The organism is Streptococcus sp. 2100 (genome assembly GCF_013276335.1).
GTDB classification, from domain to species: Bacteria; Bacillota; Bacilli; order Lactobacillales; family Streptococcaceae; genus Streptococcus; species Streptococcus pseudopneumoniae.
In genome coordinates this window covers 1-21,440 of the sequence record NZ_VMKV01000070.1, presented here as the reverse complement: position 1 = coordinate 21,440, position 21,440 = coordinate 1, and the positions used below count along the sequence as shown (strand labels likewise).

Here is a 21,440-nt window from a genome sequence, read left to right as displayed (position 1 = left end):
TTCTCTTTCTAGCGACAGAGCTCACGGGATAAGTCCTACATCTTTCCTCGTTTAGACTAGACATGAGGACGTTAAAAGGTTACAGTGGAAAAAGATAAATCTTAGTTCGAATTCAATTACTCTCGTGATTTACGCATATAGGTTACGACTACCTTTTTGGACTTTAAGGTTTCGCGCCCCCCCTATCCGCTATATACGCCTTACTATCACCTTCCTGTTCGTAGAGCCACGATTTCGCTATCCCTTCCTCTGACGATTCTTATTTCCAGCGTCAGACTTAAAACGGTCTATCCCCAGACCGTTTTAATCCGCTACCTCACGATAGTCAGGCTTGGGAATCGCTATTGGGTTCACCGGTAGCAGGTGCCCACCAAGGACTTATACTCAATGAAAATCAAAGAGTAAACTAGGAAACTAGCCGCAGGCTGTACTTGAGTACGGCAAGGCGACGTTGACGTGGTTTGAAGAGATTTTCGAAGAGTATTACACCTCAGATGCACCACATGCCCGTCGTACTTCAAAAAAACTGAAGTCAGATTTCACTGACCTCAGTTTTTTATTATTTAGCATAATCTACTGCACGAAGCTCACGAATCACGGTTATCTTGATATTTCCTGGGTAATCGAGATTGTTTTCAATTTTCTCACGAACTTTGTGAGCTAAGATTGTGACTTTGTCGTCCTTGATTTTTCCTGGATTGACCATGATACGAATTTCACGTCCTGCTTGAAGGGCAAAGCTATTTTGTACCCCTTCAAAGCCGTTCGCAATTTCTTCCAAATCATGGAGACGCTTGATGTAGCTTTCAAGAGACTCACTACGAGCACCTGGACGAGCTGCGCTCAAGGCATCTGCTGCAGCAACGATAACTGCAATGACGCTCTCAGCTTCAACATCTCCGTGGTGACTAGCAATCGTATTGACCACAACTGGATGTTCCTTGTACTTACGTGCCAATTCCATACCGATTTCAACGTGGCTACCTTCAACCTCGCGGTCAATGGCTTTTCCGATGTCGTGAAGGAATCCAGCACGACGGGCAAGAGCCGCATTCTCACCAAGCTCGCTGGCCATAATACCAGCTAACTTAGCAACCTCAATCGAATGGCGCAAAACATTTTGGCCATATGAAGTCCGGAATTGCAAGCGACCCATAATCTTCATCAAGTCTGGATGAAGGTTTGGTGCGCCAATCTCATAGGCAGCAGCCTCACCGTATTCACGGATCTTATTGTCAATCTCTTGACGGTTTTTCTCAACCAACTCTTCGATACGAGCTGGGTGGATACGACCATCCTTGAGCAACATTTCCATAGTCATACGGGCAATCTCACGACGAATCGGATCAAATCCTGACAAGGTCACCACTTCTGGTGTATCGTCGATAATCACATCGACCCCTGTCAAACTTTCAAAGGTACGAATGTTACGACCTTCACGACCAATAATGCGTCCCTTCATAGTATCGTCTGGCAGATGAACCGTTGAGTTTGTTGACTCCGCTACATATTCACCAGCGATACGTTGCATAGCTTGAACCAGGATGTCCTTGGCCATTTTGTCAGAACGTTCCTTGACCTCTTGCTCAGCTTCGCGAATACGACTGGCAATCTCCTTGGTCAAGTTTTCCTCTGTCTGTGCCAAGATAATATCTCGTGCTTCTGCCTGAGACAGAGCACCAATACGCTCTAGTTCTGCTTCTTTTTGTCTTTCGACTTCCTCTAATTGCTCTTCACGCGCATCAAGGTTTTTCGCTCTATCAGAAATACTTTGTTCTTTTTGTTCAAGTGTTTGTTCTTTACTCGTCAAATTGTCGTCCTTACGGTCAAGGCTAGTAGCTCTCTCTGTCAAACGACTTTCGATTTGTTTGAGTTCTTGACGTTCTGATTTGAATTCAGCGTCCACTTCTTCACGGTATTTTCTGGCTTCTTCTTTGGCCTCCAATAGTGCTTCTTTTTTAAGAGACTTGCTTTCACGTTTGGCTTCATTAACAAGTAAATCCACTTCACGCTCAGCTTGTCCACGTAAATTAGTTGCTTCTTGTTCAGCATTTAAAAGCATCAACTCTGCAGCTTCCTGAGATGATTTCATCTTAGCTGAGATGCTGACATATCCAATGACTAAACCAATGATGACGGCAAAAACAGCAATCGCAAGCGACATGATTTCCATGTTTTTACCTCATTTTATTGTTATTCCGAATGACATACATTCTTTTACATTCTACCATAAAAAAGTAATTTTCACAAACCTTAAATGGATATCGCTAACATCCGCATTATCACTATCATAGTTATCATTTACAGATATAAAGCGAATACCTTTTTCAAGAAATATCTTTTGTAAGTACTTTCCTGACTCGATATACTCTCTGCCGAAACGAGATAAATCTTTTACCATAATGATAGAAAACTTTCCTTTATTCAGGTCATCAATCATATTCTTAAAATTTGGTCGCTCAAAATTAGAACCACTATATCCATCATCTACATATTCATAGGATAATTCAATAGATTTCTCTTCTACCTCAAAAGCAAAAAGGATAAATTCCCCCTACACTTAAAATTTATCCCTCTTGGTAACCTCTTTTATTAATTTTTTTGATAAAGAAAACGCACATTTTATTTAACTGGTGCTGAAATATTTATAATAATATTTTTTTAGTTCTTTCTAGAATAATGATATTAAGATTTTTCATATATCTTATATATTCTTCTTCTGTGCTAGCAATCCTAATATCTTCTTTATCTAAAAAGACAACCTGATTGTTCTCTAAATCTGATTTAATTAAATCTATAATTTTATTTTGCTCATATATAAATCCTTCTAACTTAAAAAACTCGACAAATTTCTCAAATCAATTTTTACAATTATCATCATCAAAAAATAGTTCAAACCATTCACGGTAATTCTCTATAGCATAATCTATTTTTGAATTATTATTTCCCGCAAACCATTCTTTTATAGCATATAGTGTTAAATCAAAACGATCATAATATCCTTTATAAATTCCATTCTTGATTCTAGGTTTTCCACCTCTAGCTGTATTAACGGTTTCTGATTTTCCACCACCTCTAGGGAAAAGAATGTGTCCACCTATTGTTCTTGAAATACTCAAATGATCTAAAATTATTCTGTCGTTTAATCCTGCCTTTCTTGCCCAATAAATAGAGGCTCCTATATAATCACTTGATAATAAATACTTATCCTTATCAATAAATAAAGTATAAAAATCTCCATTTCCAAAGTTTTGGCATTTATTACATACAGATGTTATTTTAAGTTTTTCTTTTGAATCATCATCAAAAAACATCTTACATAAATCATCGTACAACGCCTTACTACATACATCAGGATCCTTTCTATTATATAATGAAAAACCTTTGGGAAAATAAGGATATAAATCAAATAGATAATTTTTAAACTTCATATTTATTACTCTCCATTAAATCTTTTTAGGAAATTTAAAGTCAAATTTTCCTCCAAGCACACCCGCACTTACTCCCGCAACTACTACAAGTGTTGTACTAATTGTTCCTATTTTCTTCACGCCACTGTTTAGCTCTTTTGTTAAATAAAACAACATTGATCATATCTGCTTCACTTACATACTTGTAAGACAACTGTTCGTTGGTAAGATCTTTTAAGAGATATTCTTTGATTGCATCTGTATGAATTTTGTAGTTAATCTTAGAAATTTCTCTATTCAAATTCCAGCCTAATGATATCTTAGAATTTTAATCTGACTTAAGTCTTTTGTAATCCTGAATTACATACATCTTAAATTCAGCAGAAATACATGAAGCAAATTCAAAGGCAATATCTGTATGTGCAAATGCACCACCATATCTTCCACCTTTTGAGATAATTCCGATTGCTCCAGTTTTCTCTACCCATTTCTTAGGAGACAATGTAAATGAATTATATCCAGCTTCCGATTTAATTCGGTCGAATTCGACCGAATTGAAATTCATGTTGTTTAAGCTTTTCCATAAACCAAGAAACTCAATTGTATCTTTTCTTCTCATCCAATTTTTAATTACATCACTCGATACTTATCCGAACGATAAGCTCCACGTAAGGTGTTCGCAATCGACCAAACTGCATTGACTACATTTGAAATCTGAACATCGTTCGACTGGAATATCGGTAGTTTTTCTTTAAAATTAGACATTTACTTCCCCTGTTTTTATGATTTACAATTCTCTTCATTATACCACAAATTAAGAGTTATAAAGCGAATTCAAGGGTAAAGATCGAAGTTCATATACTAACTTTCTTTTCTGAGTTTTTGTCTTTTGTATTAGGGATTCTGTCATTTTCCAAAAAACTTTATCTTAAACTTACTAATAAAAATTTAAAAAATAAAAAGCCTACTTCGCAGTAGACTTAGTAATGATCTTTAAAGGACAAGAAAGCCACGCTATCTCCATCCATCATATAAATCAAGCGATTTTCTGCATCAATACGCCGTGACCAGGCTCCTTGGTAATCATATTTGAGTGGCTCTGGTTTTCCTATTCCTGTAAATGGATCGCGTTGAATATCCTTGATTAATTTATTGATTCTTTTTAGTGTTTTTTTATCTTGGTTTTGCCAGTAGCAATAATCTGCCCACGCATCTTCTGTAAACTTGAGTAGCATTCATCACTCCTCAATCACATGGACCTGAATGCTTCCAGCACGGACTTGAGCCATTCCTCGCAAAACCTTGTCTGATAACTCCTTATTTTGAGCGATTCTCAGGGTTTCCTGAATACTGTCCCATTCGCTCTTTGAAAGAACTACAATGTCCTCATCTGGATTTTTATTGACCACCGTCAAAGGCTCAAATTCATCATTTACCTTCTTCATGTAGTCCTTTAAATGATTTCGGAATGTTGAGTAAAGGACTGCTTCCATAACCATACCTCGTTTTAGCTCTTTTCCACTATTATACACGAAAAGAAAGAAATTGTCAGGAACTTGTACAAGATTTTCTTTTCCATCTATTTATACTCAATGAAAANNACGGCAAGGCGACGTTGACGCGATTTGAATTTGATTTTCGAAGAGTATTATTCGTAAAAAATCTCAAAAAGCCTACCTTTCGGTAGACTTAGCTTGTTTCTATTCTAATCGGCACTCTTCCAAAATTTTGCTCTGCTATACTTGGCTTTCCTAGTTGGTAAATCTGGTCTGCTTTTTGGGTCATAGCATCCCAAGGTTCTTTGCCAATTCGGCTGACTAGATTGACCTGTCCTTTCAGAGACTTGAGATGTTGCCTGCCTTTTTCAGTAAATCCAAGGACATGAATGGCTTCTGGCAAGACATTTTCTCTAGCCTGCACCAAAATATAGGTCAATAGGCGTCTGACACGCGCCTTGGTGTAACGTTTGGTCGCAACCGCCTCGACCAACTCTTCTACAGACTGGGCTGGTTTAATAGCTTCTTTAATGCGCACAGCCATTTCTTGATTGACCTGATAGATGGTGGTTAGGTCGGGATTTGACAAGATTTGATAGCGGAGCAAGGGAAAATAGTCTTCCCAGATCACCTTACTGGCCTGCTCAAATAGGGCAACAGAAGGCATAAAGCGTTCTAAGAAATCTTGGTCCTTCTGATGTTGACGGAGGGCTGTCGCCGAGGCAAAGTCCACATCTTTATTCACAGAATGGTAACCTGCCCCCTGACGCTGAATCGTATGCAGCTTGATATTTCGTCCTGCAACCGCCTTTGCATAGGCCAGAGCAAGAACATGATTGGGGGTATTACCTGAAAAATCAAGACCAGCAAATTCCTTCCACATAGATTGGGTTTTCTGGGGATAGGAAAGGGAATCAGGCAGATTTTCCACAAATTTCTCCATCTCAGCACCTTTCTCTGTGTATAAGTCAGCGATTTTCTGATAATCTCGAACTTCCTCTGTCCCAAAAACTAGACTATCAATGCCCAAGCGATCCAAGATATCCACAGCTCCTTGACCAAAGAAATCAGCTGCCTGAACACTGACTAAAAAGGGCAATTCCACTACCAAGTCTGCGCCATTTTCCAGCGCCATCTGGGCCCTTGTCCACTTATCCACAATAGCAGGCTCTCCACGCTGCATGAAATTCCCTGACATGGCAACAATTTTCAGTCCCTCTGCCTGATCCAGCAGGTATTTATGGCCATTATGAAAAGGATTGAACTCTGCGATAATACCTGTGATGGTCATGATGTTCTCCTACTTCTGCGCCACAAAAAACCAACGGGTGCTAGTTTCTGTTGGTTCCTTATCCTCAAAGTCTGCATAGAGTTTGAAGGACTTGAATCCAGCCTGTTCCAGCAAGATATCATAGGTCAAGATCTCATAAGTCCTCTCCTCATGTACTTCATCGTGGCGACTAAAGGAACCGTCAGCCTCCTTGATAAAGAAAGTCAGCTCATGCACGATGGAGTGAGGAGCTTCGTCCTCATATGTATCCCAAAGCATGGCAAAATCTTCCGCATTTTCATGGTAGGAATAGCCAGGGAATACTTCATCTGTCTGGTAGGTCGAGTGCACGTCAAAGATGAAAACTCCCTCTTCATTCAGCGCATTGTACACGTCCTTAAAGACGTCCCCTACTTCCACCTCATCCTGCATATAGCAGATAGAGTCCGAATAACACGTGACAAAATCGTATTTCCCTGCCTTGGACAAATTCAGCATATTACCTTCTATAAAAGCAATCTTTTGCTTGGCTGAAGTTGCTCTCTTCTCCGCAATCTTCAACATATCCGCACTCAAGTCAAGTCCAGTCACATCAAAACCAGCCTGAGAGAAGCGCACTGATTGAATTCCTGTCCCACAAGCCAATTCCAAGAGTTTCTTTCTCTCCTTGGTCTTAGGCAAATGACGCAGAGAAAAATTCGTCCATTTGTCGTATAAACTATCGTCCATGACCGCATCATAGACCGCCGCAAAGGTTTCATAAGTCGCCATAATCATGATACTAAGAGCTCCATGGTAAACACCACTAGCCCTTTACCTTTCTATCAATTTTTCTAAAATAAGCAAAGAAACCCAGTTGACTACAACTGAGTTCATCTTCTAAGCAAGAGCTTCTGAAATATCTACTGAATTCGCCTCATGCCATAGCTTCTCTAGATTATAATGGGCACGCATTTCTTCTGAAAAGATATGCACGACAACAGCACCGATGTCCAGTAAGACCCAGCCTCCAGCTGCATCGCCTTCGACATGGCTACCTTTAAAGCCTGCTTGAGCTACTTTTTCACGGATATTAGCTGCGATAGCGTCCAACTGACGGCTATTCATTGAGCTAGTGATGACAAAGTAGTCCGTCACACTAGTCAAATCTTGTACATCAAGTGCGAGGATATCCTCCGCACGTTTCTCATCAGCCGCTTTCACGACTAGTTCTAGTAATTCTTTTTCGTTCATTTAATCCTCTTTTTAGAAAATATGTTTGTAATCTAGAACATCTGCAAAGCGCTCCTCCCAAATGTCCTCATAAAATTCATTAATCGTTTCTGCTGGAATGTCATCCCCATCAAAGGTTGTGACAGCACCTTCTGGAACAATAAGCTGATAGCCATATTCAAAGGCAACCTTGACAGAGGTATCCACACAATATTCTGTCTGCATACCACATAAAACTAATTTTTCAATCCCCTGCTTATCCAAGTATTTTTTTAAGCCAGTTTCTTTGAAAATACTGTTATATTTCTTCTGAAAGACCTTTTCAGCAGGTTTTCGATTTAAAAGCGCAGATAACTGCCAATCTTCTGATGTTTGAGCTTCAGAGTTCTCAATATGTTGAACATAGATAATTTCAATATTCTTGCTTCTAGCCTGGTTTTGTAAATAAGAAATTTTTTCCAATAGACTTTTTGTCTGGAACCCAGTTTCTACTAAAACATTCTGAACATCAATGATTATAAAAGCCGTCTTCATTTAGTCCTCTTTCAAATAGTGCACAAAGGCGTTATAGGTTTCAAGGGTTTGGGGATAGATGGGGAATCCCTGATGAGCTAGATACTCCACGGTACGAGCTGTTTCGTAGGCCACCGCCTTATTGAGCGATAGACTTGCAATCTCACGCGCCACATCTACTCCAGGAAAGGCTCGATTGTGCTCGATATAGTCTGCGACGTAGATGACCTTATCTAGGTCTGTCATTTGACCAGCTCCGACTGTATGAATTTCAATGGCTCGCAGAATTTCAGAATCATGCAAATCCAAATCTTCCTGAATTTTGTAAATTCCGACCATACCATGCCAGACATTATTGCCCCAGTTTTTGAGGTCAGGGTCTAGCTGGTAACGGTCAATCAAGGCTAGAAATTCCTGATCTGACAACTTTTTAGCATAGTCATGAAGAAGACCTGCTAGACTTGCTTTCTCAACATCTACACCAAAGCGCTGAGCTAATTCCATAGCGGCACGCTCCACACCCAAGCAATGGGTTAAGCGTTTTTCAGGTAGAAACTCTACCATTTTTTCCAACAAGGCCTCACGGGAGCAGTTGATATAGTCTTGATAGGACATCAGTAGAGCCCCTCCTTCTCGATGTAGTCTAGCACTGGCTGAGGTAGGAGAAAGTTGGGTTTCCGACCTTGGGCAAGGAAGTCCCGCACCATGCTGGACGAGATATCCATGAGCGGTACGTCCACCCAGATAACTGGATAGGAAGTCCCTACCTTGTAGCGTGGACGCTGAACCCCCACAAACTGAACCATGTCAACCAGTTCATCAATTCGGTACCACTTAGGCAGATAGTCAACCATGTCGGCACCGATGATAAAGTAATAATCCGTATCTGGATTCTTCTCTGTCAAAATCTTCATGGTGTCGTAGGTGTAGGAAATACCCTTGCGCTCCAACTCAATGGTTTCAATGACTAGGCCGTCAATTCCCTCAATTGCCAACTCAAGCATCTTGAGACGATGGTGTTCAGGGATGGTTTCCTTTTTATCAACGTGAGGAGGTTGGTATTCAGGCATGAGAAGAACTTGATCCAGTCCCAACTGTTGCCGTACTTGATCCGCAACAATGAGATGGGCATTGTGAACAGGGTTAAAATTCCCCCCTAAAATCCCAACTTGTTTGCGTTTTTTCTCCTTGATTTCTGGCTCCAACTCTACCTTGGTAAAGGGAGTCAATAGTTCGATTGTCATAGGCTAGTCCCCTTTATTTCTCTATAAAAACAGTTATTTGGAGTTTCGGTCTTAGATTTCTTTGACTTTCTTAGAAATCTTGCGATTTTCTTTCTTGCTAGATTGTTTAAACAAAATCAAGATGCGTCCGATTTTTTGGACTGTATCCACACCGATTTCTTCTTCCAAAATTTCAGCTACTTCGTGGATATTTTCATCTGTATTTTGCAAGAGCGTTACTTTAATCAATTCGCGTGCATCAAGTGCTTGACGAACGCTGGTTTTGATTTGGTCGTTGAGACCATTTTTTCCAATTTGGATGATGGGTTTGAGGGTGTGTGCCTGACTGTTGAGGAAGGCACGTTGTTTTGATGTTAATGACATAATTTCTTAAAAGAGTTTCTTTTTATACTTTTCTAAAGTGGTGGCGGACGTTAGCAAAGTCCTTCGGGCTTTCATGACTAAAATTTGAGCCTATGGTCTCAAATTTCCCGCAGTTGGTACAATCACTTGTACCAACTGACACCACGGCGAAAAGTATTCTCTACGGGCTCGCAACGCTCGCCTTAATAAAGACAACCCTTTCCTTTCTGTGTTTAAATAATTGCTTTTCGTATGACGACTGCGACGCCTTCTGGTGCCCAGACGGCGACTTTGGCAGTGCCTGTTACGCGGATCCAGCCGAGTCCTGAGATGACTAGGTCAGTTTTGTCCTTGATATTAAAGACATGTTGGACCAATTTTGGAAAATCTTCTTTTTCCTTGCTATTTGGTGGGGTTAAAAGGGTTCCAAGATGCTTGTCGTAAAAGGCACTAGCACCTTCAAGCTTAGTACGGTGGAGTTTCAATTCATTGTCAAAGAAGGCTGTGAATCCTTGCTTTTCACCCGCAATGAAATCAAAGCGTCCGAGACCACCTAAAAACAGGGTTTGTTCAGGATTGAGCTGATAGGTTTTAGGCTTGATTTCCTTTTTAGGACTAACATACTTGAGGTTTTTAGCCGTCAAATAGTGAGCCATCTGGTGACGGTGGATAATCCCCGGCGTATCGTAGATATAAGATCCGTCGTCAAGCGGAATCTCGATCTTGTCCAAGGTTGTTCCTGGGAAGCGCGAAGTCGTAATGACATTCTGGTCACCCGTGATTTCTTGGATAATAGCATTGATTAGGGTTGATTTTCCAACGTTAGTTACCCCAACGACATAGACATCACGGCCCTTACGGTAGTGTTCAATCTTGTCAATGACTTCCTTAATGGCATGCTTGTTTTGGGCTGAAGTTAGGACGACATCAACTGGACGGAGACCTTCTTCGTGGGCACGTTCCATGAGCCACTGGCTAATCTTGCCTGGTTTAACAGACTTGGGCAAGATATCTTTTTTATTTCCAACCAGGAGGACATCATTGCCCGAGACAAAACGTGGCAAGCCTGGGATGACAGAGCCATTAAAGTCAAAGATATCAACGACATTAACCACCAGGGCATCACTGTCTCCTACCTCGTGCAAGAGTTTTAGGAAATCATCGTCTGTCAATTGAACATCCGTGATTTCATTGTAGTGGCGGAGACGGAAACAGCGTTGGCAATAGATTTCGCCAGTCTCCAATCCTTTTTCAAGTGCCGACTGAGGGGTAAAACCCAGACCAGCCTTATCTGTCGTCTGAATGGTTGCTCCACAACCAATACAGAGAATTTCTTCCATAGTTAAATTCCTTTTTTATATGTAATCGGTCCGTACATTTCAGTGATTTTTCGCATCACACGACGCTCACGAGCTCGGTTAATCTGCGTTTTAATCGAGTCATGTTGGACCAAGGGTTTGACTAAAATCGAGCGAATGCCTGCACGGTGGGCTGCTCGTATATCTGTCATGAGCTGGTCGCCAACCATGACCACTTCGCTTTTCTCATAGTGAAATTCCTTCATGGCACGGTCAATCCCAAATGTGAAGGGCTTTAGAGCCCAATAAACGTAGTCAATCTCAAACTTCTCAACTGCTCGTTGGACGCGTTTTTTGGTGTTATTTGACACTACGATAATGCGAATGCCCGCGTCCCGAAGGTCATGTAGCCATTGCTTCATCTCTGGTGTCCCGTCAGGGTTGTTCCAAGCAATAAGGGTATTGTCCAAATCGACCAAAACAGCCTTGATTCCCTGCGCCTGCAGGCTTGGGACTGTCAGATCATAGACTGCTTCCACAGCAAAATCTGGCATGTAGTTTTCAATCGCCATTCTGGCTCCTTTTCTTAACTTTTTTTCGCAATTTTCCTTAGTAACAAGGATAAAACAATCCATAACCCTGCACTAGCTATACTGATGTAGAGCCAAGCATGGGGCTCATCTGTTAGAGGTAGGGGAACATTCATTCCGAAAAAGCCTGTCACGACTGCCAAAACAGCTAGCAAGACTGAAATGATAGTCAAGGTTGTCAAATTATCATTCAGATTATTGTTTAGAATATTGTTGTAAGAGGCTGAAAGTTGCTGTAAAATCTGAGAGATTAGGTCTGTCATGGATACCAGCTGATGAGCCTCAATCATGGCATCATCAAACTGTTCTCTCTCAATCTCATCAAAACTACGATACAAGGCATGACCTTGAATATGCTCCAACAAAATCCGATTTTGTTTAGCAGCCGCAGTAAGATAAACCATACCCGTCTCCAAGTCGGAAAGGGCAAAAAGATTTTTCTTAGTTGTTCGCTGACGCAAGAGACCATTGACCTCGTCCTTACTCTTATCCATCTGCTCGATGACAGGGTAGTAGGCATTGCTGATGATTTCCAGACTGGCAAAGAGAAACTTGTAGATCGAAAGCGTGTCATGACTCTCCAGATAACGGGTCATTTGTTCAATGACATAGGCGTTCTTGGTATTACTAATGGTAATCAGGCGACGATGCTCCACGATAAAGGTCATGGGAAAAGTCTCATAGTAGGCCTTGTCCTTTTTCACATCTAGGACATTATAGATAAAGGTAACCGTCCCACTTTCACGGTGGTAGTCCATGTGGGCACGCTCATTCCTATCCAGTGCGTACTCAATGGTTTCCTTGTCCAAGCCGTAGATTTCAGAAAGGTCTTCTAGTTTATTCAACTTTCCGAGGTCTAGGTCTATCCAGGTACAACCATTGCCCAACTGCTTTTCTAAAACCATCTTTTCTCCTTTATTAAACTCCCTCTATTGTACCACAAATTACTTAAAATAACAGGTCTAGTCCGTGCGTGAGAAATTGCTAACAACCGTGATATTTCGGTTCGGAACAAAGTGAAGAGCTTGCTCCTCGCTACGAAGCTGTGTCGTACGAATTCCCACACTGACAACCTTACCCGATACAGTAATGGGGCCGTTGGTCAGAACAACCTCATCTCCCACATCCAGTTGACGTTCAAAAAGGATGAAAAAGCCATTGATGACATCAGACAGAAAACCTTGGGCTCCCATCCCAATCGCCACCCCAGCGATTCCAGCCCCAGCCAGCAAGCTAGATACAGGTAAGCCTAAAATCGATAAAATACAGTAGAGTAAAAAGAAATATGACGTATAATTAAACACATTTTCTAACAAACGTGAGATGGTTTTCTGGCGCCCGACATCATGATAAGACATTTTTAGAGAAGGTTTGGCAATTCTCTGCACCATGGTATGAAGCATTTTTTTAGCAATATAAAATACAATCAAAAGCAGTAAAAGAGAAATGACCTTGGTTAGAATATTTTCGATAATGGTTGTCACATCTAGCTTTTCAATATAAGCTTGAATAAATTTTTGCATATAAAACTCCTTTATTTCATTATACCATATTTTCATCAGTCTCATTATCCATAAATATTCAAAAAATAGACAGAAAATTCTTGATTTTGTCTATCGTTTATACTATAATCATAATCACTACACAGAAAGGAGATTATTATGAAAAGAATCATTCATGCTTGGAACAAGGCAAGCCTTGTCAAGCGTATCTTGATTGGTATGCTTTGTGGGGGAATTCTAGGACTGACCCTTCCTAATCTCTCAGGAATTGGGCTACTCGGGGATTTATTCGTTGGAGGTCTAAAAGCTGTTGCTCCTATCCTAGTCTTTGCTCTCGTTGCTAATGCCCTTTCCCAACATCAAAAGGGACAAGATAGCAATATGAAAACTGTTGTTTTCTTGTATATCCTAGGAACTTTTGCCGCTGCTCTTGTAGCTGTACTAGCAAGTTTCATCGTCCCTATTGAAATCACCCTAAATAGTGCTAATACCGATATTGCTCCACCAGATGGGATTGGACAGGTCCTCAGCAACCTCTTGCTCAAACTGGTTGACAATCCAGTCAACGCCCTGCTTACTGCTAACTATATTGGAATCTTATCTTGGGCAGTCATTTTTGGAATTGCTATGAGAGAGGCCAGCAAAAATAGTAAAGAATTACTAAAAACTATCGCTGACGTGACTTCTAAAATTGTCGAATGGATTATCAATCTGGCTCCATTTGGAATCCTTGGTCTTGTTTTTAAAACCATTTCTGACAAGGGAATCGGAAGCCTTGCCAACTACGGTATTTTATTGGTTCTATTAGTAACGACTATGCTTTTTGTTGCCCTTGTGGTCAACCCTTTGATTGCCTTCTTCTTTATGAGACGCAACCCTTACCCTCTAGTTTGGAACTGCCTCCGTGTCAGCGGTGTGACAGCCTTCTTCACTCGTAGTTCTGCGGCTAACATTCCTGTCAACATGAAACTCTGCCATGACCTTGGACTCAACCCAGATACCTATTCTGTTTCTATCCCACTTGGCTCTACTATCAACATGGCTGGAGCAGCGATTACCATTAACGTTTTGACCCTTGCTGCGGTAAACACTCTTGGAATCCCTGTTGACTTTGCCACAGCCTTTGTCCTCAGTGTGGTAGCAGCTATCTCAGCCTGCGGTGCTTCTGGTATTGCGGGAGGTTCCCTCCTTCTTATCCCAGTTGCTTGTAGCCTTTTCGGTATTTCTAACGATATTGCCATGCAAGTTGTTGGGGTTGGATTTGTGATTGGGGTCATCCAAGACTCATGTGAAACAGCCCTTAACTCTTCTACAGACGTCCTCTTTACTGCCGTTGCCGAATACGCAGCAGCCCGTAAAAAATAACTCATAAAGACAAGCCTGCTCAGGTCTTGTCTTTTACGCTTTTATTCTAACTTATTAGGAAATTCTTATGTCTATTAACCAACGTACGACCAAGCTCATCTTAGCTACCTGTCTTGCCTGTTTTCTTGCTTATTTTCTCAATCTTTCCTCAGCAGTTTCGGCCGGAATTATCGCTCTCTTGAGCCTATCTGATACGCGTAGAAGTACTTTAAAACTGGCTCGCAATCGGCTCTTTTCCATGCTTCTAGCTCTGGCTATCGGTGTTCTAGCTTTTCACTTGAGCGGATTTCATATCTGGAGCCTTGGCCTCTATCTCGCATTCTACGTTCCTCTAGCCTACAAGATGGGCTGGGAAATTGGCATCACACCAAGTACTGTTTTGGTTAGCCACCTCTTGGTGCAAGAGTCAACCTCTCCAGACCTTCTAGTCAATGAACTCCTTCTCTTTGCTATCGGTACAGGATTTGCTTTACTGGTCAATCTCTACATGCCTTCACGAGAAGAGGAAATCCAGTACTACCATACGCTGGTGGAAGAAAAGTTAAAAAATATTCTCCTACGCTTCAAATATTATTTATCCAGAGGGGATGGACGCAACCGAGCACAGCTGGTGGAAGAATTAGACACTCTTTTGGAAAAAGCCCTCAAACTAGTCTATCTAGATCACTCTGACCACCTCTTTCACCAGACCGACTACCATATCCACTACTTTGAGATGAGACAGCGACAAAGTCGTATCCTGCGAAATATGGCCCAGCAAATCAACACCTGTCACCTAGCTGCCAGTGAAAGCCTGATTTTAGCGCAGCTCTTTTCAAAAATTGCCGGTCAACTGAGTCAGACCAATCCTGCTTCTGATTTACTAGATGAAATTGAACGCTATCTGGAAGTCTTCCGCAACCGCAGTCTACCCAAAACAAGAGACGAATTTGAAACCCGCGCCACCCTTCTTCAACTCCTACGTGAAGCCAAAACCTTCATCCAAGTAAAAGTTGACTTTTATCAAAAATATGGACAGTAAAAAAGAAAACCACTAAAAAACAGAACTTGCCAGCATTCTTGAAAAGTAGTATAATTATTGCATGCGCAATCATCTTGTGACGCAGAGACTGTCCATGAATGGACTCTCTTCTATTTACAACTCTAAAAAGAAAGGAGATACTATGACCTATTTGGAAAAATGGTTTGACTTCAATCGGCGTCAGAAAGAAATTGAAAACCTCTTGGAAGAGACCATCGCCCAGCAGAGTGAACAAAGTCTGACCTTGAAAGAGTTCTACCTGCTCTACTATCTGGACTTGGCTGAAGAAAAATCTCTACGCCAGATTGACCTGCCAGATAAACTTCATCTGAGCCCGAGCGCTGTTTCTCGGATGGTGGCTCGCTTGGAAGCTAAAAATTGCGGTCTACTTAGTCGCATGTGTTGCCATCAAGATAGGCGCTCTAGCTTTATCTGCCTGACAAGTGATGGGCAAAAGACACTGGCCTCGCTACAAAAGGCTGTCGAAGAAAGCTTGGAAACTGGTTTGGATTTCTTGATTTAAGATGATTTTAGAAAAAAGTTGCGTGCGCAATCATTTTTCTTGACATTCTCTTTTACAAGGAGTAAAATAAAATCATCATCAAACAAAGGAGTTTTAAACATGATTGAAATCACCTATTTAGATGCCAGCAAGAACGAAAGAACTGTAACCTTCGATTCTTATGAAGACTTTGATCGTTCGCAACAAGCTTGCCTTATCGGCGTCGCAGACTACTACCCTGTCCAAAAATTGACTTATAAGGGTCATGATTTGGACTACCATGGGACTTATGGAGATGTCTTCTTCTATCTCATGAAACAAGATTTAAGCCAATATAACTAAAAAGGAGAAATACAATGGCAAAAGCAATTACAGATGCAACATTCGAACAAGAAACAAAAGACGGTTTGGTCTTGGTAGACTTCTGGGCAACTTGGTGTGGTCCATGTCGTATGCAAGGTCCAATCTTGGACAAATTGTCTGAAGAACTTTCAGAAGATGTTTTGAAAATCGTTAAAATGGACGTTGATGAAAATCCAAACACAGCTCGTGCCTTTGGAATCATGTCTATCCCAACTCTTCTCTTCAAAAAAGACGGCCAAGTTGTCAAACAAGTTGCTGGTGTTCACACAGCAGAACAAATCAAGGCCATCGTTGCTGAATTGAGCTAATCAAACGAGAGACCAAGTACTTTCTTTGGTCTCTTTTTTCTTGCCCTTTGCCATTTTTCAAAAAATATGCTAGACTGTAAGTAGAATATTACGATGTTTGGGACATGCCATCGCTAAAAAAAACCTTGACTTGGTATTTTTTAGCTCCCTCAAGGGAGCTTTTTGCGTGCTCTGAACATTTCCCATTTTGGAAGGAGTACTATGAAACGTCAATCAGCCTTGGTCGTCTTTAGTGGCGGTCAAGATTCCACAACCTGCCTTTTCTGGGCTAAAGAACACTATGAAACGGTCGAAGCCGTTACCTTTGCCTATGGCCAACGCCACCATCTCGAAATTCAAGTTGCCAGAGAAATCGCTACGGAACAGGGCATTCGTCATCACATCCTAGATATGTCTCTGCTGGGGCAAATCACTGAAAATGCGCTGACCTCTGATATGGAGATTGAGCAAAAAGAGGGAGAAGTTCCCAATACCTTCGTTGACGGTCGAAACCACCTCTTTCTATCCTTTGCGGCAGTCCTTGCCAAGCAACGAGGCATTAAAGATATCGTGACAGGTGTCTGCGAGACAGACTTCTCAGGCTACCCCGATTGTCGAGATGTCTTTGTCAAATCCCTTAATGTTACCCTCAACCTTGCCATGGATTACGACTTCGTTATCCAAACACCTCTTATGTGGCTAGACAAGGCTGAAACTTGGGAGCTAGCCGACCAACTCGGTGCCTTTGACTATGTTCGTGAAAAGACCTTAACCTGCTACAACGGAATTATCGGGAGCGGCTGTGAAGATTGCCCCGCCTGCCACCTACGTCAACATGGGTTAGATGTTTATCTCTCACAGAAAGGAGAAGCCTAATGTTTTTTGCACCCAAAGAAATCAAACAGGAAACTGGAGAGTCTCTTGTCTACAATCCTCACAGAACCTTGGTATCAAAAGAATTTACCTTTGATGCTGCCCACCACCTCTTTCACTATGAGGGAAAATGCAAATCCCTTCATGGTCACACCTATCATCTGCAGATTGCCGTCAGTGGATTTTTAGATGAACGTGGCATGACCTACGATTTCGGAGACATCAAAGCGATCTACAAGAACTACTTAGAGCCCCACTTGGATCATCGCTATCTCAATGAGACTCTTCCCTATATGAACACGACTGCTGAAAATATGGTCTACTGGATTTTCCAAACCATGAGCCAAGAGTTGCCAGACGAGCGCGGTCTCCGTTTGGAATATGTTCGCCTCTATGAAACTCCGACTGCCTTTGCAGAGTTTAGACGGGAGTGGTTAGATGACTAAGGAACGTGTCCTCAAACTACCAGTTCTGGAAATTTTCGGCCCAACCTTTCAAGGCGAAGGCCGTGCAATCGGGCAGAAAACCATGTTTGTCCGCACTGCTGGTTGCGACTATCACTGCGACTGGTGCGATTCTGCCTTTACTTGGGATGGCTCTGAAAAGCCAACTCGTATGACAGCTGACGAGGTCATTGCTGCCTTGGATAAATTGGGGAGCTATGACTATGTAACCCTATCTGGGGGAAATCCTGCTATCCTAGCAGCCAACATGGCTGAACTCGTCACCAAACTCAAGGAACGTGGTGTCACTCTGGCTGTTGAGACCCAAGGCTCCCGCTGGCAAAATTGGTTAAAAGACATCGACCAGGTCACCCTCAGTCCCAAACCTCCTTCATCCAAGATGGAAGTCAACTTTGAGACCTTGGACTTTATCGTTTCCCAACTGGATCCAGACAAGGTCACCTTTAAAATCCCTGTCTTTGATGATGCAGATTTGGCCTTTGCCCGAGGCATACAAGAGCGCTACCAACCAGATGTTCTCTTCTTATCAGCAGGAAATCCTGAGCCCAAGGCCACAGGCAATATTGTCCAAGACCAACTAGACCGACTCAAAGAACTTTGGGAACGCATCGCCGCTGATGATAGCTGGGGCAATGTCCGCGTCCTTCCTCAACTGCATACCCTCCTCTACGATAACCAACGTGGAGTTTAAGATTAGAAAGAAAAAATCATGTCACAACAAGAAGAAATGAAAAACCTAAGCCTACTGGGCAACAAAGAAACCAACTACATTTTCGAATATCAACCAGAAATCCTCGAATCCTTTGACAATCGTCATGTGGAAAATGACTATTTCATCAAATTTAACTGTCCTGAATTTACCTCACTTTGCCCAATCACTGCTCAGCCAGACTTTGCAACTATCTATATTTCCTACATTCCTGACAAGCTCTGTGTTGAGTCAAAATCCCTCAAACTCTACCTCTTTAGCTACCGAAACCACGGAGATTTCCACGAAAACTGTATCAACACCATCGGGAAAGACTTGGTCAACTTGCTAGACCCTCGCTATTTGGAGGTTTGGGGAAAATTCACTCCACGCGGTGGCATCTCAATTGACCCCTACTACAATTACGGTAAGCCAGGAACTAAGTATGAAGGCTTGGCAGAACAACGCCTCTTCCAACACGACCTTTATCCAGAGAAAATTGACAACCGCTAAACTCATACTCAATGAAAATCAAAAATCAAACTAGGAAGCTAGCCGCAAGTTGCTCAAATCACTGCTTTGAGGTTGCAGATGGAAGCTGACGTGGTTTGAAGAGATTTTCGAAGAGTATCATACGAAAAAGCCCTGTTCCTCTAGATGAGGAGCAAGGCTTTTTGTTTTTCAATTATTCTTCTGTTCCAAGGAAGTTTTTTGCAACGAGGGCTGCAAGAACCCCACCAACGATTGGTGCAAGGATGAAAATCCAAACTTGTTGAAGGGCTGCGCCACCTACCAAGACAGCTGGTGCCAAGCTACGAGCTGGATTTACTGAAAGCCCAGTAATGTTCAAGCCCACAAGAATCATCGCCATCAATGACAAACCGATTACCAAACCAGCAATCGCGCCATTGCCCTTGCTTGCTGATGTCACAGTCATGATAACCAAGACAAACAAGAAAGTTGCGATGACTTCAAACAAGAAACCACCAAAGATAGTGACACCGTTTGCCAAGGCATTTTCACCAAGGCTAGCAGTTGACATACCCGAGTTAGCCAAGAGGAAGAAGACTGCGCCAGAAGCGATGAAAGCTCCAACAACCTGACCAAGTATGTAGTTTACAAGTTCTGAAGATGACAAACGTTTGTTTACAAACATAGCAATCGAAACAGCCGGGTTCAAGTGAGCACCTGAAACAGTTCCGATTGAGTAGGCTGCCACCACGATTGCCAAACCAAAGGCAAAGGCGATTCCAAGGTGACCTAGGCCATCAAGACCATTTCCAAAAACAACAGCTCCTGTCCCGACGAATACAAGCATGAACGTACCGATTAACTCAGCAACAAATTTTTTCATTTTCTTTCTCCTTTTTTCAAAAACTAGATACTAGTCTATCAAAAGTAGGAAAGGGTTTCAAGAAAATTGATTGGAAATTTTCTTGAAAATCATAGAACTACTAGCAATACCTAATATTGAAAAGATTGAATAGCTTCTTTCAAGTCATCTTGTAAACTATTTCTCTGGTCAAGTTGGACATAGACTTCCAACAGACAGGATCTGAAGTTGGAAAATTTATAAAAATCTTCTCTTTCTTCTATCGGAAAGTCAACAGCTTTTATCCAAGAAGCTACTTGCTCTTGCGCTAACTTCCCTTGTAAAATAGGTTCATAGATCACTCTTGCTAAACGCCAATCCTCATCATCTGTAAAGCGAATCGAAACTCTTTTAAATAGTTGGCCAAGTATATCAAATACTTCATGAACTCTGTTTTTAGGAAAGTTGGGATGACAAACCACCTCTGTCAGTAAATCGGCTCCATGTGCAAAAGCATGAACCCAACCATACTGACTTGAAAAACCCGTTGTATCCTTTTCTTTTGAAAGATAATACAAACCTTGATTTAAAAGGACATTACGAATTCCTGCATTTAATTCCTGATAAAAAATCGATTGCTGGTTGGCATCTGCAGACAAGAGATTTGCATAAATAAGCGCCCTAAAAGAACGTTCAAGGGTTGACAGGCCTACCTTATCAATATCTTTATCTAACCCTCCATCAGATGAAATCCCTTCAGCAATGAAATGAAATTGTTCCTGTGTAAATAGCTCTTCCTGAATCCCTCTAGCAAAGCTTGTAAAAACAAGGTCATCACGAATTTCTGGAGAAGGATCTCCCAAATGATCAAGTAGCCACTGGATTTCTTCCTGGTTATAACTTGGTTTTTCTTCTGCTATTTTTCTAAGTAACTTTTGATACATGGTCAATACCTCTACATTTCTAGCAACTGTTCAAAAATCTGTCCTTAAATGACTTTAGCAATTTGTAAAATTAAGTTAAAGAGAAAAAGACATTTATATTCAGAGAAACAGCACATTTCTGAAAGGATACATAAATGATTTATTCCATATTACCACAAATGAACTTGTAATGATAGAACTTTATCACAAAAATCACATTTCTGTCTCAAAAATTGCGAAAAACTAGTTATATAGTCATTTAGTTTTAAAAAAGCGTTCCAAACATTCAAAAATAGTTGGGACTTCCCTTAATAAATCTGTTACTTTCTTTTTTCAAGATAGCCCAAGCTTGCTCAATAGGATTCAAATCTGGTGAATAAGGCGGTAGAGGTAAGAAAAAGTGTTTATCTTGGATGCAGAGTTCATCCAAAATGTTCTTGGGATCAAAACTAGCATTGTCCATGATAATAACATGAGGTGTCTTCAAAGCAGGCAGGAGTTGCGTTTTGAACCACTCCACAAAGAAATCGCTTGTCCTGCTGTTCTTGTAAATCATGGGAGCTATAAACTCTCCGTCTACTTGTCCTGCAACAATTGAAGTTCGCTCAAAACGACGTCCGCTAATCTTTTCATAGACTTTCTCCCCTCTAGGAGCCCCTGCATAAGGACGATAGAGGTAGCGGTCGATTCCTGTTTCATCAATATATACGATTGGTAAATCGTTTAGGTTATCCAAAATATCAAGAAACTCAGCGACTTTCTCTG

General features: G+C 41.4%; 27 protein-coding genes and 3 pseudogenes. 9 read left to right on the top strand and 21 right to left on the bottom strand.

Annotated elements, in window-relative coordinates:
• Positions 1-559 precede the first annotated feature (559 nt).
• From HT669_RS09515 to HT669_RS09430, 18 genes and pseudogenes are all read right to left on the bottom strand, one after another.
• Positions 560-2,173: a ribonuclease Y gene (locus HT669_RS09515; protein WP_000404950.1), complete on the bottom strand. Its 1,614-nt coding sequence runs from the start codon at positions 2,171-2,173 to the stop codon at positions 560-562.
• 81 nt (positions 2,174-2,254) lie between these two features.
• Positions 2,255-2,509 (bottom strand): annotated as a pseudogene (locus tag HT669_RS09510) (recombinase family protein); the annotation flags it as partial.
• Positions 2,510-2,858: 349 nt separating this feature from the next.
• A complete protein-coding gene (locus tag HT669_RS09505; protein WP_240147713.1) occupies positions 2,859-3,431 on the bottom strand; it encodes a hypothetical protein in 573 nt (190 codons plus the stop codon).
• A 15-nt stretch (positions 3,432-3,446) separates the two neighbouring features.
• The gene (locus HT669_RS09500) at positions 3,447-3,587 is read right to left on the bottom strand and encodes a hypothetical protein (protein WP_000899898.1); all 141 of its coding nucleotides are present in this window, start codon (positions 3,585-3,587) and stop codon (positions 3,447-3,449) included.
• Positions 3,541-4,044: pseudogene (locus HT669_RS11575) on the bottom strand (KilA-N domain-containing protein); the annotation flags it as partial. The gene HT669_RS09500 and the pseudogene HT669_RS11575, both read right to left, overlap by 47 nt.
• A 346-nt stretch (positions 4,045-4,390) precedes the next feature.
• Positions 4,391-4,645 (bottom strand): Txe/YoeB family addiction module toxin, encoded by a 255-nt coding sequence (locus HT669_RS09490; protein ID WP_000924721.1) that lies wholly within the window; start codon positions 4,643-4,645, stop codon positions 4,391-4,393.
• Between the two features lie 3 nt (positions 4,646-4,648).
• Entirely contained in the window at positions 4,649-4,903 is a 255-nt protein-coding gene (locus tag HT669_RS09485; RefSeq protein ID WP_000388571.1) for a type II toxin-antitoxin system Phd/YefM family antitoxin, read from the bottom strand.
• A 196-nt stretch (positions 4,904-5,099) separates the two neighbouring features.
• Positions 5,100-6,197 (bottom strand): nucleotidyltransferase, encoded by a 1,098-nt coding sequence (locus HT669_RS09480; RefSeq protein ID WP_000156344.1) that lies wholly within the window; start codon positions 6,195-6,197, stop codon positions 5,100-5,102.
• 9 nt (positions 6,198-6,206) lie between these two features.
• Positions 6,207-6,947 carry a class I SAM-dependent methyltransferase gene (locus HT669_RS09475; protein WP_000257066.1) on the bottom strand — a complete coding sequence of 247 codons (741 nt, stop codon included), beginning with the start codon at positions 6,945-6,947 and terminating at the stop codon, positions 6,207-6,209.
• A 108-nt stretch (positions 6,948-7,055) separates the two neighbouring features.
• Positions 7,056-7,409, bottom strand: a complete 354-nt coding sequence (gene rsfS, locus HT669_RS09470) for a ribosome silencing factor (protein ID WP_001002999.1) — start codon at positions 7,407-7,409, stop codon at positions 7,056-7,058.
• A gap of 12 nt (positions 7,410-7,421) precedes the next feature.
• Complete coding sequence (locus tag HT669_RS09465; RefSeq protein WP_000844709.1) at positions 7,422-7,922, bottom strand: cysteine hydrolase family protein; 501 nt, start codon at positions 7,920-7,922, stop codon at positions 7,422-7,424.
• A complete protein-coding gene (yqeK, locus tag HT669_RS09460; RefSeq protein WP_000121671.1) occupies positions 7,923-8,516 on the bottom strand; it encodes a bis(5'-nucleosyl)-tetraphosphatase (symmetrical) YqeK in 594 nt (197 codons plus the stop codon).
• Positions 8,516-9,145, bottom strand: coding sequence for a nicotinate-nucleotide adenylyltransferase (locus HT669_RS09455; RefSeq protein ID WP_000151313.1), 630 nt, complete (start codon positions 9,143-9,145; stop codon positions 8,516-8,518). Before HT669_RS09455 ends, yqeK begins: the two co-directional genes overlap by 1 nt.
• A 51-nt stretch (positions 9,146-9,196) precedes the next feature.
• On the bottom strand, positions 9,197-9,508 hold the full coding sequence (yhbY, locus tag HT669_RS09450) for a ribosome assembly RNA-binding protein YhbY (RefSeq protein WP_000060169.1): 312 nt from the start codon (positions 9,506-9,508) through the stop codon (positions 9,197-9,199).
• A gap of 212 nt (positions 9,509-9,720) precedes the next feature.
• Entirely contained in the window at positions 9,721-10,827 is a 1,107-nt protein-coding gene (gene yqeH, locus HT669_RS09445; RefSeq protein WP_000391176.1) for a ribosome biogenesis GTPase YqeH, read from the bottom strand.
• 2 nt (positions 10,828-10,829) lie between these two features.
• A complete protein-coding gene (locus tag HT669_RS09440; protein WP_000963739.1) occupies positions 10,830-11,357 on the bottom strand; it encodes a YqeG family HAD IIIA-type phosphatase in 528 nt (175 codons plus the stop codon).
• 14 nt (positions 11,358-11,371) lie between these two features.
• On the bottom strand, positions 11,372-12,280 hold the full coding sequence (locus HT669_RS09435) for a magnesium transporter CorA family protein (protein ID WP_000242250.1): 909 nt from the start codon (positions 12,278-12,280) through the stop codon (positions 11,372-11,374).
• Positions 12,281-12,337: 57 nt separating this feature from the next.
• A complete protein-coding gene (locus tag HT669_RS09430) occupies positions 12,338-12,898 on the bottom strand; it encodes a mechanosensitive ion channel domain-containing protein (RefSeq protein ID WP_172933691.1) in 561 nt (186 codons plus the stop codon).
• Positions 12,899-13,036: 138 nt separating this feature from the next.
• Between HT669_RS09430 and sstT the strand changes: the two genes are divergently transcribed.
• The 9 genes from sstT (at position 13,037) to queF (ending at position 18,953) form a co-directional block, all read left to right on the top strand.
• The gene (gene sstT / locus HT669_RS09425) at positions 13,037-14,242 is read left to right on the top strand and encodes a serine/threonine transporter SstT (RefSeq protein ID WP_000821228.1); all 1,206 of its coding nucleotides are present in this window, start codon (positions 13,037-13,039) and stop codon (positions 14,240-14,242) included.
• Between the two features lie 67 nt (positions 14,243-14,309).
• Positions 14,310-15,263: an aromatic acid exporter family protein gene (locus HT669_RS09420; protein ID WP_172922044.1), complete on the top strand. Its 954-nt coding sequence runs from the start codon at positions 14,310-14,312 to the stop codon at positions 15,261-15,263.
• A 142-nt stretch (positions 15,264-15,405) separates the two neighbouring features.
• Positions 15,406-15,786, top strand: a complete 381-nt coding sequence (locus HT669_RS09415) for a MarR family transcriptional regulator (protein WP_172922043.1) — start codon at positions 15,406-15,408, stop codon at positions 15,784-15,786.
• Positions 15,787-15,885: 99 nt separating this feature from the next.
• Positions 15,886-16,107, top strand: a complete 222-nt coding sequence (locus tag HT669_RS09410; RefSeq protein WP_172922042.1) for a DUF4649 family protein — start codon at positions 15,886-15,888, stop codon at positions 16,105-16,107.
• A 14-nt stretch (positions 16,108-16,121) separates the two neighbouring features.
• Positions 16,122-16,436 carry a thioredoxin gene (trxA, locus tag HT669_RS09405; protein WP_001029581.1) on the top strand — a complete coding sequence of 105 codons (315 nt, stop codon included), beginning with the start codon at positions 16,122-16,124 and terminating at the stop codon, positions 16,434-16,436.
• A 201-nt stretch (positions 16,437-16,637) separates the two neighbouring features.
• A complete protein-coding gene (gene queC / locus HT669_RS09400; RefSeq protein ID WP_000828776.1) occupies positions 16,638-17,291 on the top strand; it encodes a 7-cyano-7-deazaguanine synthase QueC in 654 nt (217 codons plus the stop codon).
• Positions 17,291-17,734 carry a 6-carboxytetrahydropterin synthase QueD gene (gene queD, locus HT669_RS09395; RefSeq protein ID WP_000464575.1) on the top strand — a complete coding sequence of 148 codons (444 nt, stop codon included), beginning with the start codon at positions 17,291-17,293 and terminating at the stop codon, positions 17,732-17,734. The genes queC and queD overlap by 1 nt, the downstream gene beginning before the upstream one ends.
• On the top strand, positions 17,727-18,443 hold the full coding sequence (queE, locus tag HT669_RS09390) for a 7-carboxy-7-deazaguanine synthase QueE (RefSeq protein WP_050223397.1): 717 nt from the start codon (positions 17,727-17,729) through the stop codon (positions 18,441-18,443). Before queD ends, queE begins: the two co-directional genes overlap by 8 nt.
• Before the next feature lie 18 nt (positions 18,444-18,461).
• Positions 18,462-18,953, top strand: coding sequence for a preQ(1) synthase (gene queF, locus HT669_RS09385; RefSeq protein WP_023938863.1), 492 nt, complete (start codon positions 18,462-18,464; stop codon positions 18,951-18,953).
• 172 nt (positions 18,954-19,125) lie between these two features.
• Here the strand turns inward: queF and HT669_RS09380 are convergent, their stop codons facing one another.
• The 3 genes and pseudogenes from HT669_RS09380 to HT669_RS09370 form a co-directional block, all read right to left on the bottom strand.
• On the bottom strand, positions 19,126-19,794 hold the full coding sequence (locus tag HT669_RS09380; protein WP_050208831.1) for an aquaporin: 669 nt from the start codon (positions 19,792-19,794) through the stop codon (positions 19,126-19,128).
• Positions 19,795-19,904: 110 nt separating this feature from the next.
• Positions 19,905-20,696, bottom strand: coding sequence for a DUF2785 domain-containing protein (locus HT669_RS09375; RefSeq protein ID WP_000284389.1), 792 nt, complete (start codon positions 20,694-20,696; stop codon positions 19,905-19,907).
• Positions 20,697-20,930: 234 nt separating this feature from the next.
• A pseudogene (locus HT669_RS09370) lies at positions 20,931-21,440 on the bottom strand (transposase); the annotation flags it as partial.

Excerpts from the sequence above, each read along its gene's own strand:
- HT669_RS09440 (WP_000963739.1), bottom strand. The coding sequence starts at position 11,357 with ATGGCGATTGAAAACTACATGCCAGATTTTGCTGTGGAAGCAGTCTAT.
- HT669_RS09410 (WP_172922042.1), top strand. The coding sequence starts at position 15,886 with ATGATTGAAATCACCTATTTAGATGCCAGCAAGAACGAAAGAACTGTA.
- HT669_RS09490 (WP_000924721.1), bottom strand. The coding sequence starts at position 4,645 with ATGCTACTCAAGTTTACAGAAGATGCGTGGGCAGATTATTGCTACTGG.
- HT669_RS09430 (WP_172933691.1), bottom strand. The coding sequence starts at position 12,898 with ATGCAAAAATTTATTCAAGCTTATATTGAAAAGCTAGATGTGACAACC.
- HT669_RS09485 (WP_000388571.1), bottom strand. The coding sequence starts at position 4,903 with ATGGAAGCAGTCCTTTACTCAACATTCCGAAATCATTTAAAGGACTAC.
- yhbY (WP_000060169.1), bottom strand. The coding sequence starts at position 9,508 with ATGTCATTAACATCAAAACAACGTGCCTTCCTCAACAGTCAGGCACAC.
- HT669_RS09500 (WP_000899898.1), bottom strand. The coding sequence starts at position 3,587 with ATGTTGTTTTATTTAACAAAAGAGCTAAACAGTGGCGTGAAGAAAATA.
- sstT (WP_000821228.1), top strand. The coding sequence starts at position 13,037 with ATGAAAAGAATCATTCATGCTTGGAACAAGGCAAGCCTTGTCAAGCGT.
- HT669_RS09375 (WP_000284389.1), bottom strand. The coding sequence starts at position 20,696 with ATGTATCAAAAGTTACTTAGAAAAATAGCAGAAGAAAAACCAAGTTAT.
- HT669_RS09465 (WP_000844709.1), bottom strand. The coding sequence starts at position 7,922 with ATGAAGACGGCTTTTATAATCATTGATGTTCAGAATGTTTTAGTAGAA.
- HT669_RS09420 (WP_172922044.1), top strand. The coding sequence starts at position 14,310 with ATGTCTATTAACCAACGTACGACCAAGCTCATCTTAGCTACCTGTCTT.
- HT669_RS09435 (WP_000242250.1), bottom strand. The coding sequence starts at position 12,280 with ATGGTTTTAGAAAAGCAGTTGGGCAATGGTTGTACCTGGATAGACCTA.
- queD (WP_000464575.1), top strand. The coding sequence starts at position 17,291 with ATGTTTTTTGCACCCAAAGAAATCAAACAGGAAACTGGAGAGTCTCTT.
- HT669_RS09415 (WP_172922043.1), top strand. The coding sequence starts at position 15,406 with ATGACCTATTTGGAAAAATGGTTTGACTTCAATCGGCGTCAGAAAGAA.
- HT669_RS09455 (WP_000151313.1), bottom strand. The coding sequence starts at position 9,145 with ATGACAATCGAACTATTGACTCCCTTTACCAAGGTAGAGTTGGAGCCA.
- HT669_RS09380 (WP_050208831.1), bottom strand. The coding sequence starts at position 19,794 with ATGAAAAAATTTGTTGCTGAGTTAATCGGTACGTTCATGCTTGTATTC.
- HT669_RS09505 (WP_240147713.1), bottom strand. The coding sequence starts at position 3,431 with ATGAAGTTTAAAAATTATCTATTTGATTTATATCCTTATTTTCCCAAA.
- queC (WP_000828776.1), top strand. The coding sequence starts at position 16,638 with ATGAAACGTCAATCAGCCTTGGTCGTCTTTAGTGGCGGTCAAGATTCC.
- queF (WP_023938863.1), top strand. The coding sequence starts at position 18,462 with ATGTCACAACAAGAAGAAATGAAAAACCTAAGCCTACTGGGCAACAAA.
- HT669_RS09515 (WP_000404950.1), bottom strand. The coding sequence starts at position 2,173 with ATGGAAATCATGTCGCTTGCGATTGCTGTTTTTGCCGTCATCATTGGT.
- HT669_RS09475 (WP_000257066.1), bottom strand. The coding sequence starts at position 6,947 with ATGGCGACTTATGAAACCTTTGCGGCGGTCTATGATGCGGTCATGGAC.
- queE (WP_050223397.1), top strand. The coding sequence starts at position 17,727 with ATGACTAAGGAACGTGTCCTCAAACTACCAGTTCTGGAAATTTTCGGC.
- yqeK (WP_000121671.1), bottom strand. The coding sequence starts at position 8,516 with ATGTCCTATCAAGACTATATCAACTGCTCCCGTGAGGCCTTGTTGGAA.
- rsfS (WP_001002999.1), bottom strand. The coding sequence starts at position 7,409 with ATGAACGAAAAAGAATTACTAGAACTAGTCGTGAAAGCGGCTGATGAG.
- HT669_RS09480 (WP_000156344.1), bottom strand. The coding sequence starts at position 6,197 with ATGACCATCACAGGTATTATCGCAGAGTTCAATCCTTTTCATAATGGC.
- yqeH (WP_000391176.1), bottom strand. The coding sequence starts at position 10,827 with ATGGAAGAAATTCTCTGTATTGGTTGTGGAGCAACCATTCAGACGACA.
- trxA (WP_001029581.1), top strand. The coding sequence starts at position 16,122 with ATGGCAAAAGCAATTACAGATGCAACATTCGAACAAGAAACAAAAGAC.